The sequence below is a fragment of the Petrocella sp. FN5 genome (genome assembly GCF_029210395.1).
GTDB lineage: Bacteria > Bacillota > Clostridia > Lachnospirales > Vallitaleaceae > Petrocella.
Genome location: NZ_JARGDP010000017.1, coordinates 1 through 17,742 on the forward strand (window position 1 = coordinate 1; position 17,742 = coordinate 17,742).

Genomic DNA, 17,742 nt, shown 5'->3' on the forward strand with positions numbered 1-17,742 from the left:
TAACTTACGCCCCCCCTTAGGATTAAAGTCTAAAACTAAGTTTCACAAATCAGCCTATGATATATAGATTCCGTTGAAACATTCGGAACTATATATTATAGTCTGAAATTCAACTAAGTAGCTTTACCCTTTAATCCTCAAAAAGATTAAAGTCTAAAACTAAGTTTCACAAATCAGCCTATGATATATAGATTCCGTTGAAACATTCGGAACTATATATCATAGTCTGAAGTTCAACTAAGTAGCTTTACCCTTTAATCCTCCCAAAAGATAAAATTAATAAAAAGTACTTTGTAAGCCAATTGCTGTAGATGCAGATGGCGTGCAAAGTACTTTTTATTATTTTGCGAAACAGATTTCATAGATTTTTGAGGAAACGAACCATAATATATTGACATATGAGCGCCATCTGTTATAATTATGCTATTACATACGAATAAATCGTTGAAGAGACGAGTAAGATGAAGCACGGATTAACAGAGAGAAAATCATGGTTGAGAGATTTTTATTCCTATTCATTTGAAGACTACCTCTGAGAGATTCTAATACAATCCGTTGACTACGTTATCGTCGAATGAAGTGATAGGAAACTATTATTAGGGTGGAACCGCGGGTTGACTCGTCCCTTGCTAATGCAAGCGATGGGTCTTTTTTATTTCATAAAATTAGGAGGAAAAAAATGATTATTACATTAAAAGATGGTAATACATTAGAGTTTGAACAAAAAGTAAGTGTACTGGATATAGCAAAAACCATTAGCGAAGGTTTAGCAAGACAAGCCTTGGTCGGTGAGGTTAATGGTGATATAGCGGACTTAAGAGATGAAGTAAGTGAAGATGCTCATGTCAATATACTTACCTTTAATGACAAAGCCGGTAAAAAAGCTTTTTGGCATTCAGCATCACATTTACTGGCTCATGCTGTAAAAAGACTGTACCCAGAAACCAAACTGGCCATAGGTCCGGCAATTGACAATGGATACTACTATGATCTGGACCGTGAGACACCTTTTTCAGTGGAAGAATTGGCACTCATTGAAGGCGAGATGAAGAAAATCGCATCTGAGAACTTGGAAATCACCAGATTCGAATTACCGAGAGAAGCGGCTATTGAACTCATGAAGGAGAAATCCGAAGACTATAAAGTTGAGTTGATTCAGGATTTGCCGGAGGATGCTAAGATTTCTTTTTACCAACAAGGTGATTTTGTTGATTTGTGCGCGGGCCCTCATATTATTAGAACCAAAGATATCAAAGCTTTTAAGTTGACCAGTGTTGCAGGTGCCTATTGGCGTGGCTCAGAAGATAACAAGATGCTGACTAGAATCTATGGTACAGCATTTCCAAAAGCGAAGGATCTAAAGGAATATCTGGATATGCTTGAAGAGGCTAAGAAAAGAGACCATCGTAAACTGGGCAAAGAACTTGAGCTGTTCACCATGTATGATGAAGGACCGGGATTCCCGGTATTCTTGAACAAAGGTATTATTCTTAAGGACCTATTGATTAAATACTGGAAAGAAATACACAAGAAGAACGGTTATGAAGAAGTGTCAACACCGATTATCCTAAACAAAAGTCTATGGGAAACTTCAGGGCATTGGGATCATTATAGGGATAATATGTATACAACACAAATAGATGATGAAGATTTTGCGGTTAAGCCGATGAACTGTCCCGGAGGCATGCTGGCTTTTAAGACAAAGCAGCATTCTTATAGAGATCTGCCTCTTAGAATGGGCGAATTAGGTCTGGTACATCGTCATGAAATGAGTGGCGCTCTACATGGTCTTATGCGTGTAAGAAGCTTCACTCAAGACGATGCCCATATTTTCATGACAAGATCACAGGTCACGGAAGAAATTATAAATGTTATTAATCTTATTGATGAAGTCTATGCCAAATTCGGTTTCAGTTATCATGTGGAACTATCCACAAAGCCGGAAGGTAGTATTGGCGTACAAGAAGATTGGGATATGGCAGAAGCATCCCTAAAAGAAGCCCTAGATCAAAAAGGTATGGAATATATTTTGAATGAAGGGGATGGGGCCTTCTATGGGCCTAAGATAGACTTTCATTTAAGAGACTGTATCGGACGTACTTGGCAATGTGGTACCATTCAGCTCGATTTCCAATTGCCTCAGAGATTTGAACTTGAGTATATTGAACATGACAACTCCAAGCAAAGACCCATTATGTTACACCGAGTTGTTTATGGATCTATCGAGCGCTTTATTGGAATCCTAATTGAACACTTTGCCGGAGCATTCCCATATTGGCTAGCACCGGTTCAGGTGAAGGTACTACCCATATCACCGGAATTTGATGATTACGCCCAAGAAGTCATGGACAAACTCGATGAACAGGGTGTTCGTGTAGAAGGTGACCTTAGAAACGAGCGTATTGGCTATAAGATACGAGAAGGTGGCATGGAGAAAATTCCATTCCTATTAATCGTAGGCGAGAATGAGCGAAACGCAAGATCCGTCTCCATACGACCCTTTGGTCAACAAAAAAATGACGAAATGTTCTTAGTAGACTTCATCGAAAAAGTCAAAGAACTATAAAAAAGTTAAAGTGTCAAACTCAGTCTGACACTTTAACCATAATAAAAAAATTAAAATCCTATAATAAATGTTGAGGTGATATAGTCACTTCAACATTTATTTTTATGTGTACTTTCAGAAGATTATAAATTGTATCGTCATATATTAAGCAAGGAAATCTAAATTTACTACAGTAAGCCAACATCGACCATGAAGTTCCTGGAAGCAGTGTGTGAGATGGAGCTTGTCAGCATGGATGCTGACCGTCGACTTTTGGTGCATGGATGCACCAACTGGAGACCGTAATCACACACACTGTGGAAGGGTTTTCATGGGACCCACCTATAAAAGCACATTCATTTTACCCTTAACCCCTAACTCTCTTAACCAAATCAACTGCAGTCTTATGAGCATCTTTAGCCATTTGTTCGGTATCGATTTTCTGTAGCTCGCCGTCAATAGAGACAATCTCCCCGGCAACAATAGTCATCTTCGTATATGAATGATTACCAAGACAAACAAGGGAAACCAAAGGATCGTGACAACCGGCATACTCAATCCCGGATAAATCAAAAAGATTAAGATCAGCAGCCATACCGGGCGCCAGATATCCAGTGTCGGTTCTTCCAAGAACCTGTGCGCCGCCTCTTGTAGATATTTTTAGAATATTATAGGCATCTAGACCTTCTGTACCGTACTTAAGATGATTGAGCAAATAAGCCCGTCTGACTTCTTCCCACATATTTGAGCCATCATTACTAGCACTTCCGTCTACCGCAATACTGATATTGGCACCGATATTATGAAGTTCAGAGGTTCTACAGATGCCACTATTAAGCTTCATATTACTGGAAGGGCAATGGGCAATACCGGAGCCATTAAGTCGATGTATTTCATGATCATCTAAGAATATGCCATGAGCATACCAAACATCTTTTCCAACCCAACCTAGATCTTCCATGAGTTCAAAAGGTCTACGTCCATACTTCTCAAGACAGAAGGCTTCTTCATCTAAGGTCTCAGCCAAATGGGTATGCATCATCACCTTGTGTTCTCTTGCAAGTAGAGCTGTATTTTTCATTAGGTCTGCTGTTACAGAAAAAGGCGAGCAAGGTGCCAGTGCAATTCTGGTCATAGCGTAGTCAGAAGGGTCATGATAAGTCTGAATCAGCCTAAGAGAATCTTCCAAAATAAGGGATTCTTCTTGAACAACCGTCATGGGCGGTAAGCCACCATGATCTCTTCCAAGAGACATAGAGCCTCTTGTGGCATGAAATCGCATGCCAATGTCTTTTGCCGCTTGAATCTGTTCATCAATTAAAGTGGAAGGCTGACCGTTTGGAAAAACATAATGATGATCGGCGGTCAAAGTGCAACCGGTGCGCAACAATTCCGAGAAGCCAACCATAGCACCATGGTACACAGCTGTTGGTGTTAGATGCTGCCAGAACTCATAAAGGCCAATTAACCAAGGGAAAAGAGGTTTTTCTTGTACTTCTTTAAGCCCTCTGAATAAGGTTTGATAAAGATGATGATGGGTGTTAACAAATCCGGGTAAAGCAACAAGACCTTCACAGTCAATGACTTTGGTATCCGTTGTTGAAGGGAGATTTACGCCGATAGCTGTGATAACACCATTAACAATAAGTAGGTCCTGATGCTCCAAGTGGTCTTCTTGATTATTAAACGTATAGATGTGGTCAATATTCTTTAATAATAATGATGACATGGGAACCTCCTTGATTAAAAAAACCACAAAAAACCTGCAGAAAGAAAACAGAGTATTTTTTGTGGTTAACTCAACACGTATTTTATTATTTAGATCATTTTGATTCTATAATCTTAAGATAATTATACAATAGTCTACGTTTTGATGCAATCAAATCTATATAATCTATGTCACCTTAGACCAACTTAGCTAGATTAAAGCATACGCTATTAAAAACTGGAAATCATCTCCATTTATAGGTAAATATGTAAAAATGGACAATAAAATCATCATAAACGAATAATATATGTACAAAATATACAAAAACCTCTTTACAATTAAAAATCTGTTCAGTATAATTAGGAGGTCATGTAAAGGGAGGCAATTATGCGATGTAGATTATTAATTGGTGGGGGCGATCAAGAATATAATAATCAATTGATTGAAAATCTGGTTCTTTCTAAAGAAAACCAGTTTGAGATGACAATGTTAAAAAAAGGGGATGGTCTAGAAGAATATCTGAATTTGAATCACTATGATCTCATTTTATGTAGCGAAGAATTAATGCCATTTGTTCAGGGTATAATATCAAAAGAAATGAAAGAACATATGATATTAATGGTAGAAGATCATACGGACTATAATCTTCATGGTTTGCACCATATTTTTAAATATCAAAGCGTTAAAAAAATAGAGTCAATTATAAAAGACCTGTTTCTTAAACGAACAACCAAAGAGTTGGTCAATAAAAAAAACAGTAATCTGAAATTAATAGGTTGCTATAGTCCGGCTGGAGGATCGGGTAATACAACAGTTGCCCAGATTATCGCAGCGTCCAAAGCCAAACTAGGCCATAAAGTACTTTTCTTAAGTCTGGAATCCTTTCCCAGTTATCATCTAAACTACCAAGACAGATCATCAGATAACTTATCGGACTATATGATGCATATCATGTCAAAAAACAATTGGATGATGGGGCTTGAGAAGATGAAGTCTGTGGATTCAATCTCAGGCATTCACTATCTGATGCCCGCTGTCAGCGAAGGTGACTTATCAAGTTTTGAACAGCATATATGGATTACTTGGATAGATTATATGATTGAAAAAAGTGATTATGATTATTTGGTTATAGATTTTGCCCAAGATTTTTTGGGAAAAACCCTTGAGCTTATAAAAAAATGTCATCATAGAGTTTTTAATGTTCGGGGTGACATTAAGGGTTATAAAAAGTGGCTGGTTTTTATGGAAGACCTAAAAAGACTGAGTGAGGATCAAATCCTAAAAGACAAGACCGTGGTGGTAAATAAAATATTGCCAACATCTGTATATGGTGCAGTAGAAGGTGATATAATACTTGATTTTGATGATACCCTAATAAGAGAAATTGGCCAAGGTAAAATACAACTTAATAATCAATCATCCACCTATCAAAAAATCGAAAGGTTGATGCGCAATGTTTAATCAAAAGACAATAAGTGATGACCACTACAAGCATTTATTAGGTGAAGTTCGTAATGAAATGGGATTAATGGATGATGTGCTGGATGATCAAGTGGAAATTATTATTGAAGAGATTTTGAAAAAAATGACACGGACAACCTATCTACCTCTTACAATGCGACTACATCTTAAAGAGAAAGCTTTTAATGCCTTAAGACGCTTGGATATTCTCCAACCCCTTGTAGACGACAAGAGTATAACTGAAATCATGGTTAATGGGGTTAAAGATATCTTCATCGAAAGAAATGGTCATGTGACTCGGTTGGATTATTCCTTTGAATCACAAGAGCAACTTGAAAACATTATTCAGATGATTGTATCAAAGGTAAATAGAGTTGTGAATGAGTCTTCACCTATTTGTGATGCTAGATTGGCAGATGGATCAAGAATCAACGTGGTACTACCGCCCATTGCCTTGAAAGGACCAACCTTAACCATTAGAAAATTTCCACAAAAACCTATTGATATGTCAGACCTTGTGAAATGGGGAAGTATTTCATCAGAAGTGGCTTTGGTACTTCAAACACTTGTAAAAGCCAAATACAATATATTTATTTGTGGAGGTACAGGCTCAGGTAAAACCACTTTTTTAAATGTGTTATCGAATGCAATACCCGATGATGAAAGAATTATTACCATAGAAGATTCAGCAGAACTGCAGATTAATAAAGTGTCAAATTTAGTTAGCTTAGAGACCAGAAATGCAAATGTTGAAGGGCGTGGTACAATTACCATTAAAGACCTAATCAAATCATCCCTTAGAATGCGACCGGATAGAATTGTTGTAGGTGAAGTTAGGGGACATGAAGCGCTGGATATGCTTCAGGCGATGAATACCGGTCATGATGGCTCATTGTCAACAGGACATGGTAATTCTACTATAGATATGTTAAGTCGCCTTGAGACCATGGTACTTACAGGATCAGCCATGCCCCTTGAAGCTATAAGACAACAGATTGCTTCAGCTATTGAGGTCATGGTACATTTGGGTCGACTAAGAGATAAATCAAGAAAGGTTTTGGAAGTTGTGGAGATTGTAACCTATAAAGATGGGCAGGTTGTTATGAATTCTCTCTATACATTTCAAGAAGATGGGCAATCAACTGATGAAGAAGTATCCGGTCAGCTAATTCGAAGTGGTAACCGACTACAAAATCGTGAAAAACTACTTTTATCCAATAGGAAGGAGTGTTTACCCATATGAGTCAGCAAGGTGATATCTTTTATAATAGAAGTGATTATACTAAAAAAGAATGGACCCTTCATATCTTGTGGGGAATCGCTTACTATTTTATTATGGGCATGATTTTTTTCAATCATCTTATGTTTGCAGGTATTGCATGTTTAGGTGTTTACTTTCATATAAAAGAACAAAAATCACTATCCGTCAAAAAAAGAAAATATATTTTAAGAGAGCAATTTCGTGAAGCAATGTATACCCTATCTTCATCCCTGTCAGCAGGAAGATCAGCAGAACAAGCCTTCATACAGACATTAGCAGATCTTCGAATTCTTTATGATCATCAAACGGATATCATCACAGAGTGGTCCCTTATAGTAAAAAAGCTTAACATGAACGAGACCATAGAATCTGCACTTGAGGATTTTGCAATGCGCGCTGGTGTAGAAGATATTCATAATTTTACCGGTGTTTTTATTATGGCCAAAAGAACGGGTGGTGATTTAATTAGAATCATTCGAGAGACAACCCATATGATCAATGAAAAAATAGAGATACAAAAAGAAATAGACTTACTGGTGGTCCAAAAGCAGTTTGAACAAAAAATTCTCTCATATATCATTCCGGGGATGATCTTGTTTTTTCAATTAACATCACCGGATTTTCTCAGCCCCTTGTATGAGACATTTATTGGTCGATTGGTAATGGTTTTTGCACTATTTCTATATCTACTCAGTCGTAAAATCGGAGAAAAAATTGTTACCATAGAGGTGTGATATGTACGAAGTCATAATAATATTTTTTTTGGGGATACATGTACTATATTTTGTCTATGCCAAGCGCACATTACAAGAGGGTGAAGATAGAACGGACTTTTTGTATATTCTTGGTGCGCCTATTTTAAGGCGTCTGTCCTTTGATAAAGTAAAAAGATTGCTGACAGATCAGGAGCTAGAGAAGTTGAGTAAGATATATAGACCGAAGGATTATGAACAAGGTGTTTGTCGATATCAAGGTAACCGAATTGGTTTGATAATGCTTGTACTTTTCCTTGGAGGGCTTTTTGCTTTAGCTATTGGACAAGACCATGAAACTTCAAGAGAGATGGACCCTATAATTGAACGACCCCCATATGACCAAGACCCGGTTGTGTATGATTTGAACTACTTTATAGAAGATGAGGAAAGCCTGGCCGGTCGTTTGCCCGTCAGAGTCGAACCTAAGTTACCGAACAGAGATATGGCGGTTGAGTTACTAAGCATCAACTTTTCTAAGTTAGAACCACTTATGCTAAAAGGGATGAACCCTAACGATGTGCATGAGGATCTATTTCTGCCCAAGAAACCATTTGGAGAAGAAGTTACAGTACGTTACACTTCACTTACGACAGACTACTTAAGCCATGAAGGGGTACTGAAAAGGGATGTCATGGTGCATTCAACACCCTACGAAGTTTCATTATTGGTGAATTTAGGTCTTGGAGAAGTGTCCATGGCTTATGTCTATGATTTTCGGATTAGGCTTAAAGAAACAAGCGCAAAAGAATTCGCAGAAACCATAGAAGACCATGTTGTAAGAACAGAGGACAGAATCATTCTACCGGTTACAACAGGAGAGAGCCAAATTCCGGTGCTCTGGTCAACACAAGAAGTAGGTATCTCTGGATTCAAAATTTTTTTAGTGGCAGTATTAATGGCAATTGTATTTTATATTTTAAAAAAGGGGGAGTTAGATCAGACGCTTATTTCTAGGAAAGAAGAGATTTTGTACGATTTTCCAACCGTGGTAAATAAACTGACCATGCTAATCAACGCTGGTATGACCTTTAGTAGCGCATGGCAAAAAATAGTAGCCGATCATCAGCAAAATAAGATGTCCAAAGGCATACTTTATGAAGAGATGATGTTGGTCAGTCAAGATATCAAAAATGGTATATCTGAGATTGAGGCATTGGAATGCTTTGGAAAAAGAACACAGTGCAAAGAGATTATTAGATTTGTTGCGGTCATCACTCAAAATCTGAAGCGGGGCAGTCAATCTATGACCATTGCCTTAAAACAACTTAGTAGGGAAGCATGGACCATTAGAACAACAACAGCACGAAGACTTGGTGAGAAGGCAAGTACCAAATTGCTATTGCCTATGGGTATTAGCTTAATTACAGTACTAATCATTGTTATGGTACCTACTTTCATGGCGATGAAAATATAGGAGGGTGTTATGCGAAAATTATTTTTTAAAGGTATGTGGTTAAAAAACAAGATGCAAGCAGCCATTAAAGACGAGCGTGGTATGGGGGTTATTGAGATTGCCATCATCATTCTCGTATTAATAGCTATTGGTTTTTTGTTCAAAGAAAAGATTATGCAATTGGTAAATGAACTACTGGATAAAATGAGCGTTGATGGAATAACGCCATAAGGCTTCAAAAGGTTTGAGTTATAGAAATGAGGGTGAGCCATTGATAGAAATCTATCCATTAGAAAAATGTATCTACTATCAAATAAAAATGTGTCAACACAATCAAATTTCAAGTCTGATACCTTTTGAGTATAGTTTTGAAGAGGACGACATAAAAATATACTGGAAACTTAAGGGCTTTGAAGCACTTCATAAAAAAGATAAAAATACATATATTTCAAAAAGAAAAATGGAAAAACTATTATTACATCTTAAAGGAGCCCTGACAGATTGCATGGATTACATGTTGGAGCCTTGTCAATTGAAGTTACAATGGGAAGCCATTTATGTTGACCAAAGTGACAACTATAGATTTATATATTTACCGGTCCGTAATGAGGAAGAAATGAACATAGCAATTAATCTAAAAGGGTTTTTAAGTCAGTTGCAACCGTATATTAATTTAGGTGATGAAGATGTGATGATAAAAATGCATCAATTACGTTTAAGTCTTGAAGCGGAGGATTTTAACCTGGATACCTTTATTCATGAAGCCTTGTCTTCAAGTATTGGATCATTATGATGAAGGTTTTAAGTAAGTATAGACCGGCAATCCTGATTTTGGCCGTCATGGTGTTTCATATACTATTGATTAATGGTTTTCTTATTGGACAAGAAGCCTATCAGGTCGGCCTATACAAAAGTATTGATAAAGTCCTAAATGATGGTCCCTATCACCTTGAAGGTGGAGGTACGCTTATATTGATAGACGCAAACATGGCAAAGCTGAGCAATGAATTATCCATTCACTTTGAGATAGATGGGCATCTTGATTTTAAGAATAAAAATCATGGGTTGCAAATATCATTAAAAGATGCTTTTGGATATGAAAAAGTACCCCTAGGTCGTTACCGAGGATTGGGAAATACACATTTAATCCAGTCTGAAGTAGGCGGTAGAGAAACAATGGATATAAGTGCATTCATCCATCAAATGACTTCTAATGAAGTGACAATAAATCAGATATGGGAAAGTGTTCAAAATGAAATAGAAGTCAACCGTTCATGGATTAAAGATAATCAAAAAAGCTATAATCCAATTAAAAGAGAAGTGGTAACCTATGCTTTAGATCTAGGTTCAATACTGACACAAACGATGATTGAAGAAATGAGCCATTTACTTGCGACATCATTTATGGTTGAAGAAGCTCAGATAAGCTATCATACAGACCAAAAGGGAAATCCAATAGCCTTGGAATTTGATATAAAAACACAACAAGTGCATTTGAAAATGTCAATAAGTATAAATAAGACCATATAGTGACTAAAGTCATCTAATTAAATGACCTAAGGTACTATCAAGTGGCCATAATGACCTGTAGAATTAGAAATAGGACGGGCATAAAGCCCGAAATATAAAAATCAAACCCACAGAACGAGGTTTGTAAAGGATGCATGGGAGAAATAGGCGTGAGCAATCACGTCTATTATTTTGCACCCACATAGATTGTTAAAATATTGTCTTCTTAAGAGGATTATGGTTTAATAAATATAGGACAAGGAGGTAGGTACAATGGAAGGCATTGAACTATATAAAAATTCATGGATTACATTTGTACTGATATTTTCTGCTGCTTATATGATTATCCTTGGTATTGTCATAAGAGTTAAGAGTCAAGGTGGCGCTATAGTCAGATGGTTTCTATGTATCGTTTTTGTCATGTGGTTATGGACTACATTTTATATTTTTGAGCGCTTGGCGCCCAGTGTAGAAATCAAATGGCTGATATCTTGTGTTGAATATATTGCCATCTGCTATCTTGGTTTTTTTGCATATATGTTTTCCAGATCCTATCGCGGCTTAAAGTCGCCGAGTAAATTAAAGCTAGCGGCATTACTTAGTCCACCGACTTTCTTCTACATAAGTGTTTTGACCAACCCCTTGCATCATCAGTTCTACCGTAGCTTTACAATACAAACAGAAATCTATGGCCCACTTTGTTGGGCTTTGATCTATACGACATTATTATACTATTTGGGTGGTGTCTATCATTTTATTAGAAAATCAAAGTACCGATCTATATACAGAAAGCGGCAAATGCTTTACTTTTCTGCAGCAATCATAGTGCCAATTACAATACATATACTAAATACCATTAAGCTCATAGATTTGGACTTCAATATTTCTTTAGTGGTCATGCCCTATTCACTTTTCTTAATCACCATATCCGTACTCAAGTATAAGTTTTTGGATATTCTGCCCCATGCCTTGTTAGATGTTGTTGAGTTTATTGATGATGGTTTTATGGTGATTAATGTGGATAATGATTTAGAGGATTATAATGCCTTGTTTTTTAACCGTTTTATTGACTTGAATCACTGTGAGAAAATGGAAGATGTGATTGATGTTTTTGCCAAAATCGTGGATGATTCAGAAGATCTAGATAATCTAATTCTTGCATTAAAGGTAGGTAAGAACGATTATATTAGTGGAGAAATAGCATTTAAGAAAAAGCAGTCCGACACCTATTTGAACATTCAATATACAACGAAAGCCATCAATGATCTTTATGGATCCAAGATTGCAACCATCATTACCTTCCATGACATTACTGAGATTCAGAATCTGTACCTCGCCCTTGAGAACAAAAAAGAAGAATTAATGGAAGCAAAAAAAAGATTGGAAGACCATATCGCATCCATCCAGCAGTTGACCATAGAAAAGGAGCGTAACAAGCTCATGTCTGAGGTTCATGATACATTAGGACATTCAATGACGGAAGTGTTGGCACTTTTGGAAAAATGCGATTTAATACTTGATCAAAAGGATAATCAATTGCAATTTGAAGCGGTGCTTGAAGAGACAATAGAAAGAGCCAGGAAAGGTCTTGCAGAAATACGAAGTGCGGTCACAAGATTTAAAAAAATGGGGGTAGAAATATGATAAAAGTCATGTGCGTAGATGATCAATTATTACTAAAAGAAACCATGATTTACATGCTTAAACAAGATCCGGATATCGAGGCCATAGATGGAGGCAATGATGGCTATGAAGCATTAAATATTTGTGAAAGCTATCGACCTCATGTTATTTTAATGGATCTTAGAATGCCAAGGCTTGGCGGAATTGAAACGACAACAAAAATAAAAGCGCTATACCCATCCATAAAAATCATCATTTTAACAACCTTCGAAGATCAAAAAAGTATTTTTGACTCTATTGAACACGGCGCGGACGGTTACATTGTCAAAGACATTAAACCAGAGGAGCTTGTATTGGCCGTAAAAAGTGTACATCACAATCTATATGTGATGCACAAGAATGTGGTCAACATCGTAAAAGAAGAAATCATAGATGTGCATAGTAAAGAAAAAGATCAGCAAGAAACCTTAAAAAACTATGACTTAACACCAATGGAGATTAAAATTATAAAACTGATGGTCGATGGGAAAAGTAATAGGGAGATTGCCTACAGCCTGAAGTTCACAGAAGGAACCGTTAAGAATAAAGTGTCAAAAATACTGAGTAAGTTAGGACTAAAAGATAGAACACAAATCGCAGTCTTTGCTATTAAGCACAATCTTACATAGGGGAATAGTCATATGAGTAATGAGATTTTCTATGCAACATTTTACTATACTTTATCTGCGTTTATTTCAATTGCAATTAACGTAACCTTTTATTTAAAAGCAAGAAAAAGCAATCTGCTTTATATGTTTTTAAAAGCCCAAGGTCTAATGATTCTTTGGCTTCTAGCAAAAGTAATGACTAAAACAGTGATCAACGACGATGATGCATGGATATGGGTTGTCATCCAATACATTGGCGTTTGTTATTTTGGTGCAACTTTTTTTGAATTCACCTATTATTATAAAAAAACTAAAAAATTACCAAAGCTTATCAGAGCCCTAATATATGGTATACCAACCATTAACTATGTAATGGTCTTAACCAATAAATACCACTATCTTTTCTTCACATCGGTTACCATTTATCAGAACAGTTATGGATTTTGGTTTTATATTCACACAGCCTTCAACTACATAATGGTAGTCGGTTCCTATTATTTTTTGATTCGTACACTTATGGATAAAAAAGATGAGGTTTCATGGTTGCAGAGCGTCTTATTTAACGTAGGTCTTCTGTTACCAATTGTTGCCAATATTATTCACGTTTTTCGGTTAATAGAGATCGGATTTGACATTACTCCGATTATGTTCAACATCACCTTGTTGATTTTTGGGTATATTGCTCATCATTATCGGTTTTTAGATATTAAAATGGTAACAAGGTCGATGATTCTTGGGAACATACATGAAGGCATCATCATTATGGATAATGACAGAAGAATCATTGAAAAAAACAATATCATTGAGGAGATCACCCAAAGTCATGAAAAATTAAAGCTTATAGAAACAATAGATGAGTTCATTGAAATCGTTCGTCCCAAAATAGAAGATTTTGAAGACTTACATAAAGGTATCAGTCGATGCCTCGATGCCAATGAAAACCGATATACAACAGAATTCAGAATGCAAGTCCATAAGCACTGGCATTGCTATATTCTCAAGTTAGAAAAAATAATAGATCATTCAAAAGATACGATTGGCTATGTATTTAGAATTATTGATATCACAAAATATAATGAACTGCTCACAAGCTTAGAAGCTAAGAACAATGATCTTCAAATAGTCAATCGACAACTTTCTGACAATCTAACAATTACAAAACAATTGGCAGTTGCCAAGGAAAGAAACCGAATTTCTAAGGAGGTCCATGATATCTTAGGTCACTCAGTCACCTTGGTAATATCCCTTCTGGAAAGTTGTAAATATAATATAGGTAAAAACACAGATTTCCTCAAAGAAAAAACAACACAAAGTAAAGCCATCATTAGAGGTGGATTTTTTGAACTAAAAAAATCTATAAAGAGCCAGTCAAAGGATGTCATGGACCTTAATAGTCTTATTGACGATCTAGAAAGGTTAATTAATGATTATGAAAAATCAGGTGTGAATGTTGATTTTTACTACAAACGCACAGAATTCAAATTATCAATTAAAATATACGATGGCCTATATAGGATATGTCAAGAAGCGCTGACCAATGCTTTAAAACATGGGCATGCGAAAAATATAACCATTCGCATTAAGCATAAAGACAGGACAATGGATTTGGTTATTATTGATGATGGAATAGGATCTCTGAATGTAGTCAAAGGCAATGGACTAAAAGGTATGGAAATGAGGGTGGCTGATTTATCCGGATTATTATCCTTTGGCTCACCGGATGGTAAGGGCTTTAACATTCACGCAGTATTGCCGATATAAGAGTAGTGTATGAAGTCAGACCAAAGATAGGCAAAACCCTATAAGGCATAGTGACTAGTATAAGTAAATAGTACTAGGTGGTTACGGTTGTACTAGCATCTTATCTGTACTATAATTTAAATAGGCGAAATGGGAATCTATTCCAGTACATCAGTAATGCAAAACGGCAGCTACTGAAGTAAGAAGCGGATTAACGTTTATTGAGTTGGGGGAAAATATGAATATAGAATCTATAGAAAACTATCTGCAAAAAGTTCAATCTGTTCTCGGTTGTAAGATTACATTGGATCAAGAGGATAAAATTAGTGAGATCCACATCGTATCAGATTTAAGGCGAAGTCCGAAGCAAATCCTTCGTGATATTGAAGCCATCATGATTTCTGAATTCAATATTAATATAGACTATAAAAAAGTATCTATCGCCCAAATACAGAGCGGTTCTCTTAAGTTGGATCAAGATCCTAGACTCAAACTTAAGTTAATAGAGTATAACAATAATGGTTCCAATGTAATGGTTAAAGTTGCTTTGGAAAAGCAAGGTGAAATCTATGAAAGTGAGTTACTAGGTGTACAAACAGCCAATAATTTCAAAAGATTGATTGGCGCGGTGGTACTCAGGGCCGTTGAAAAGTATTGTGATGTCACCGATGTATTTGTTTTTGAAGATGTGAAAAAAGTGAACTTGGCCAACATGGAGGTGATGGTCGTTGCCATGACCTCTGTTTTTAATGGTTCTGAAGAGATATTCACAGGAACAGCCAAGATTCAAAACGACAGCAATGAAGCCATTGCTAGAGCCACCCTAGATGCAGTAAATCGACATGTTTTGCATCTGGATTTAATTTAATTATTAGCCGACTAAATCATAAAACAACAACTTTTTTATCTAGAGGAGCGGAATATAGCCTGCTATTCATAGTGGATATAGCAGAGATCATAAAAATGGAGGCTATATTTCAATGAAAAATATAAAAGTTAAAGCAATGGCTACTATCGTTAGTTTAGTATCATTTCTTCTTGCATCAGGTGCACTTTGGAGTGTGACTAAGTAATACAGTACAGCAAATGACAGAATGATTGGTTTAGTCGGCTTTTAATAATAATGGAGGCAACAATGAGTAAATTAAATGGCTTTATCTTAATACTATCAGGTTTTGCCCTTCTCATATATTTCTATATGTTTGGACAATATGAGTTCTCTTATGAGGGTTTAATTTTTTGGGGTCTCTTGGCGATTGTTTCTGAGACATTTGTAATTGTTTTGCCAAATGGTGCATCTACTTCTGTAGGCATGGCTATTTATTTAGCTACACTTATTACGATTAACCCTCTAGTAGCGATTTTGGTTTCGGCAATTGCTTTTATTTTTCGTTTACCAACGGTTGATGGAAAGCGTAAGCATGTTATCAATATGGGCTTAGGCATTACGACTTATAACATTGCTAGTCATACCATCTTTATTGGCATGATGGGTGTAACATATAATTATTTGATTCATCCAAATACTTCTTTTAATATGATAACAATCATAGCGCTTGTACTTCTAAGCCTGACAGAATTAATCAGTATCATATTTATTTCTTTGTATTTTCGCTTTGATGAATCTCCTAGAAATATTCAATTAATTAAAAGCTTTCTTGGTGCTTTACCTAGCACTTTGGCAATAGGTTCCTTAGGCATCTTGCTGGCTTTTGCAGAATTAAACTATGGTAAGGTGATTGTTGCTTTGTTTTTTATACCCCTGTTACTGGCAAGATATTCTTTTAAGTTATACTTTGATTCTCAAAAAATGAGCATGGAAACCATTCAAGCATTAAATGAGGCCTTGTTAATGCGAGATGCCTATACAAGTGGTCATGCCACAAGGGTGGAGCGGTATGCGGCTATATTGGCCAAAGCCTTAAAATATTCACCAAATGAGATGGAAAACCTTCAAAAAGCAGCCAAGCTCCATGATATTGGAAAGATAGGTATACCTGATGAGATTCTAAACAAAAGCGGTAAGTTATCTGAGGACGAATACACCAAAATCAAGGATCATTCAGCCATGGGTGCTCAGATTCTTAGTAACGTAGATGTCCTTAGAAAGATTTCAGAAGCTGTAAAATACCATCATGAAAGACCGGATGGCAAAGGTTATCCAGAAGGCCTTATCGGGGAAACCATTCCAAGAGATGCAGCCATACTATCTATAGCAGACACTTTTGATGCTATGACCACCGACCGACCTTATCGAAAGGCATTGACACTAGATGAGGCGGTTGAAGAATTAATTCTCTACCGTGGCACTCAGTTTAATGCCAGTCTTGTGGGTATTGTCTTAGAACATGTAGATGAGTTCAGAGTGATTCTTGAAGAGAGTCAAGAAGACCTATCGGATATTTATTATAATGAACCATTAAGTGAGGTCAGCGTATGATTGTTGAAAGCATTGTTCTCTCAATCCTAGTTGGTTGGATTCGAAAAGGTAAACTAAAGCATCTAGGCTTAATAGAGATTAAAGGCATATACCTGTTTTTTGTAGGTGGTATTTTTCAAGTACTACTCTTTACAATGGCGAATCAGGAAGGCAGTGGCATCGGACGTCTGTTCTATGACCATTTTTATATATTGCACTTGTTTACCTACATCATCATCATGGTGCCGATTTTCCTTAACTTGAAATGGCGAGGTCTGAATCTAATGGGCCTTGGCTCAATACTGAATTTCATACCAATTGCAGCCAACCAAGGTAAGATGCCGGTTGCACTCCCGGCACCCTACGCACCCAACTTTGATCTAGGTCATGTTTTACTCGAGTCCGGAACCAGATTTAAGATGTTATCGGATGTTATTTTCATTGGTCCGCCTTATCCTATGCCAAAGATCATGAGCATCGGTGATTTTTTAATCATGGCAGGTGTATTTTGGTTGATACAAAGTGCCATGATGCTAGAAAAAACCAATCATAGTAAAAGCAATAAAATAACAGGAAATGAATCCATATAAATAACCACAGGGTTATAATCAAAAGACCGACAGAAAAAAGTCAGGTCTTTTTAATTATTTTGTAATAAAGTATGGTGTAAGATATGTTAGA

15 protein-coding genes and 1 other annotated feature are annotated in these 17,742 nt (G+C 36.5%); of the genes, 14 read left to right on the forward strand and 1 reads right to left on the reverse strand.

The features are described from left to right. Positions 1 to 435: 435 nt before the first annotated feature. Positions 436 to 630 (forward strand) — a binding site (T-box leader). A gap of 49 nt (positions 631 to 679) precedes the next feature. Beyond that, positions 680 to 2,566, forward strand: a complete 1,887-nt coding sequence (gene thrS, locus P0N36_RS06365) for a threonine--tRNA ligase (RefSeq protein WP_275842009.1) — start codon at positions 680 to 682, stop codon at positions 2,564 to 2,566. A 346-nt stretch (positions 2,567 to 2,912) separates the two neighbouring features. Here thrS and P0N36_RS06370 read toward each other — a convergent pair whose 3' ends face one another. Continuing rightward, the gene (locus tag P0N36_RS06370; protein ID WP_275842010.1) at positions 2,913 to 4,274 is read right to left on the reverse strand and encodes an 8-oxoguanine deaminase; all 1,362 of its coding nucleotides are present in this window, start codon (positions 4,272 to 4,274) and stop codon (positions 2,913 to 2,915) included. A gap of 366 nt (positions 4,275 to 4,640) precedes the next feature. Here P0N36_RS06370 and P0N36_RS06375 point away from each other — a divergent pair, with 366 nt between their 5' ends. The 13 genes from P0N36_RS06375 to P0N36_RS06435 all read left to right on the forward strand — a co-directional run bounded on the left by P0N36_RS06375 (position 4,641) and on the right by P0N36_RS06435 (position 17,651). Then, positions 4,641 to 5,714: a hypothetical protein gene (locus tag P0N36_RS06375; protein WP_275842011.1), complete on the forward strand. Its 1,074-nt coding sequence runs from the start codon at positions 4,641 to 4,643 to the stop codon at positions 5,712 to 5,714. 58 nt (positions 5,715 to 5,772) lie between these two features. Further along, entirely contained in the window at positions 5,773 to 6,957 is a 1,185-nt protein-coding gene (locus P0N36_RS06380; protein ID WP_275842050.1) for a CpaF family protein, read from the forward strand. Then, entirely contained in the window at positions 6,954 to 7,709 is a 756-nt protein-coding gene (locus P0N36_RS06385) for a type II secretion system F family protein (protein ID WP_275842012.1), read from the forward strand. The genes P0N36_RS06380 and P0N36_RS06385 overlap by 4 nt, the downstream gene beginning before the upstream one ends. 1 nt (position 7,710) lies before the next feature. Continuing rightward, entirely contained in the window at positions 7,711 to 9,144 is a 1,434-nt protein-coding gene (locus P0N36_RS06390) for a type II secretion system F family protein (RefSeq protein ID WP_275842013.1), read from the forward strand. A 9-nt stretch (positions 9,145 to 9,153) separates the two neighbouring features. Continuing rightward, the gene (locus P0N36_RS06395; RefSeq protein WP_275842014.1) at positions 9,154 to 9,354 is read left to right on the forward strand and encodes a Flp1 family type IVb pilin; all 201 of its coding nucleotides are present in this window, start codon (positions 9,154 to 9,156) and stop codon (positions 9,352 to 9,354) included. A 40-nt stretch (positions 9,355 to 9,394) separates the two neighbouring features. Continuing rightward, the gene (locus P0N36_RS06400; protein WP_275842015.1) at positions 9,395 to 9,916 is read left to right on the forward strand and encodes a DUF6382 domain-containing protein; all 522 of its coding nucleotides are present in this window, start codon (positions 9,395 to 9,397) and stop codon (positions 9,914 to 9,916) included. Next, the gene (locus P0N36_RS06405; RefSeq protein ID WP_275842016.1) at positions 9,913 to 10,653 is read left to right on the forward strand and encodes a hypothetical protein; all 741 of its coding nucleotides are present in this window, start codon (positions 9,913 to 9,915) and stop codon (positions 10,651 to 10,653) included. Before P0N36_RS06400 ends, P0N36_RS06405 begins: the two co-directional genes overlap by 4 nt. Positions 10,654 to 10,905: 252 nt before the next feature. Next, positions 10,906 to 12,276: a histidine kinase N-terminal 7TM domain-containing protein gene (locus P0N36_RS06410; RefSeq protein WP_275842017.1), complete on the forward strand. Its 1,371-nt coding sequence runs from the start codon at positions 10,906 to 10,908 to the stop codon at positions 12,274 to 12,276. After that, positions 12,273 to 12,923 carry a response regulator transcription factor gene (locus tag P0N36_RS06415; RefSeq protein WP_275842018.1) on the forward strand — a complete coding sequence of 217 codons (651 nt, stop codon included), beginning with the start codon at positions 12,273 to 12,275 and terminating at the stop codon, positions 12,921 to 12,923. The genes P0N36_RS06410 and P0N36_RS06415 overlap by 4 nt, the downstream gene beginning before the upstream one ends. 12 nt (positions 12,924 to 12,935) lie before the next feature. Further along, positions 12,936 to 14,663 (forward strand): sensor histidine kinase, encoded by a 1,728-nt coding sequence (locus P0N36_RS06420; protein WP_275842019.1) that lies wholly within the window; start codon positions 12,936 to 12,938, stop codon positions 14,661 to 14,663. A gap of 217 nt (positions 14,664 to 14,880) precedes the next feature. Then, the gene (locus P0N36_RS06425; protein WP_275842020.1) at positions 14,881 to 15,510 is read left to right on the forward strand and encodes a hypothetical protein; all 630 of its coding nucleotides are present in this window, start codon (positions 14,881 to 14,883) and stop codon (positions 15,508 to 15,510) included. 267 nt (positions 15,511 to 15,777) lie between these two features. After that, positions 15,778 to 17,082 (forward strand): HD-GYP domain-containing protein, encoded by a 1,305-nt coding sequence (locus P0N36_RS06430; protein WP_275842021.1) that lies wholly within the window; start codon positions 15,778 to 15,780, stop codon positions 17,080 to 17,082. Next, positions 17,079 to 17,651, forward strand: coding sequence for a DUF5317 domain-containing protein (locus P0N36_RS06435; RefSeq protein ID WP_275842022.1), 573 nt, complete (start codon positions 17,079 to 17,081; stop codon positions 17,649 to 17,651). The genes P0N36_RS06430 and P0N36_RS06435 overlap by 4 nt, the downstream gene beginning before the upstream one ends. The last annotated feature ends 91 nt before the right edge of the window (positions 17,652 to 17,742 follow it).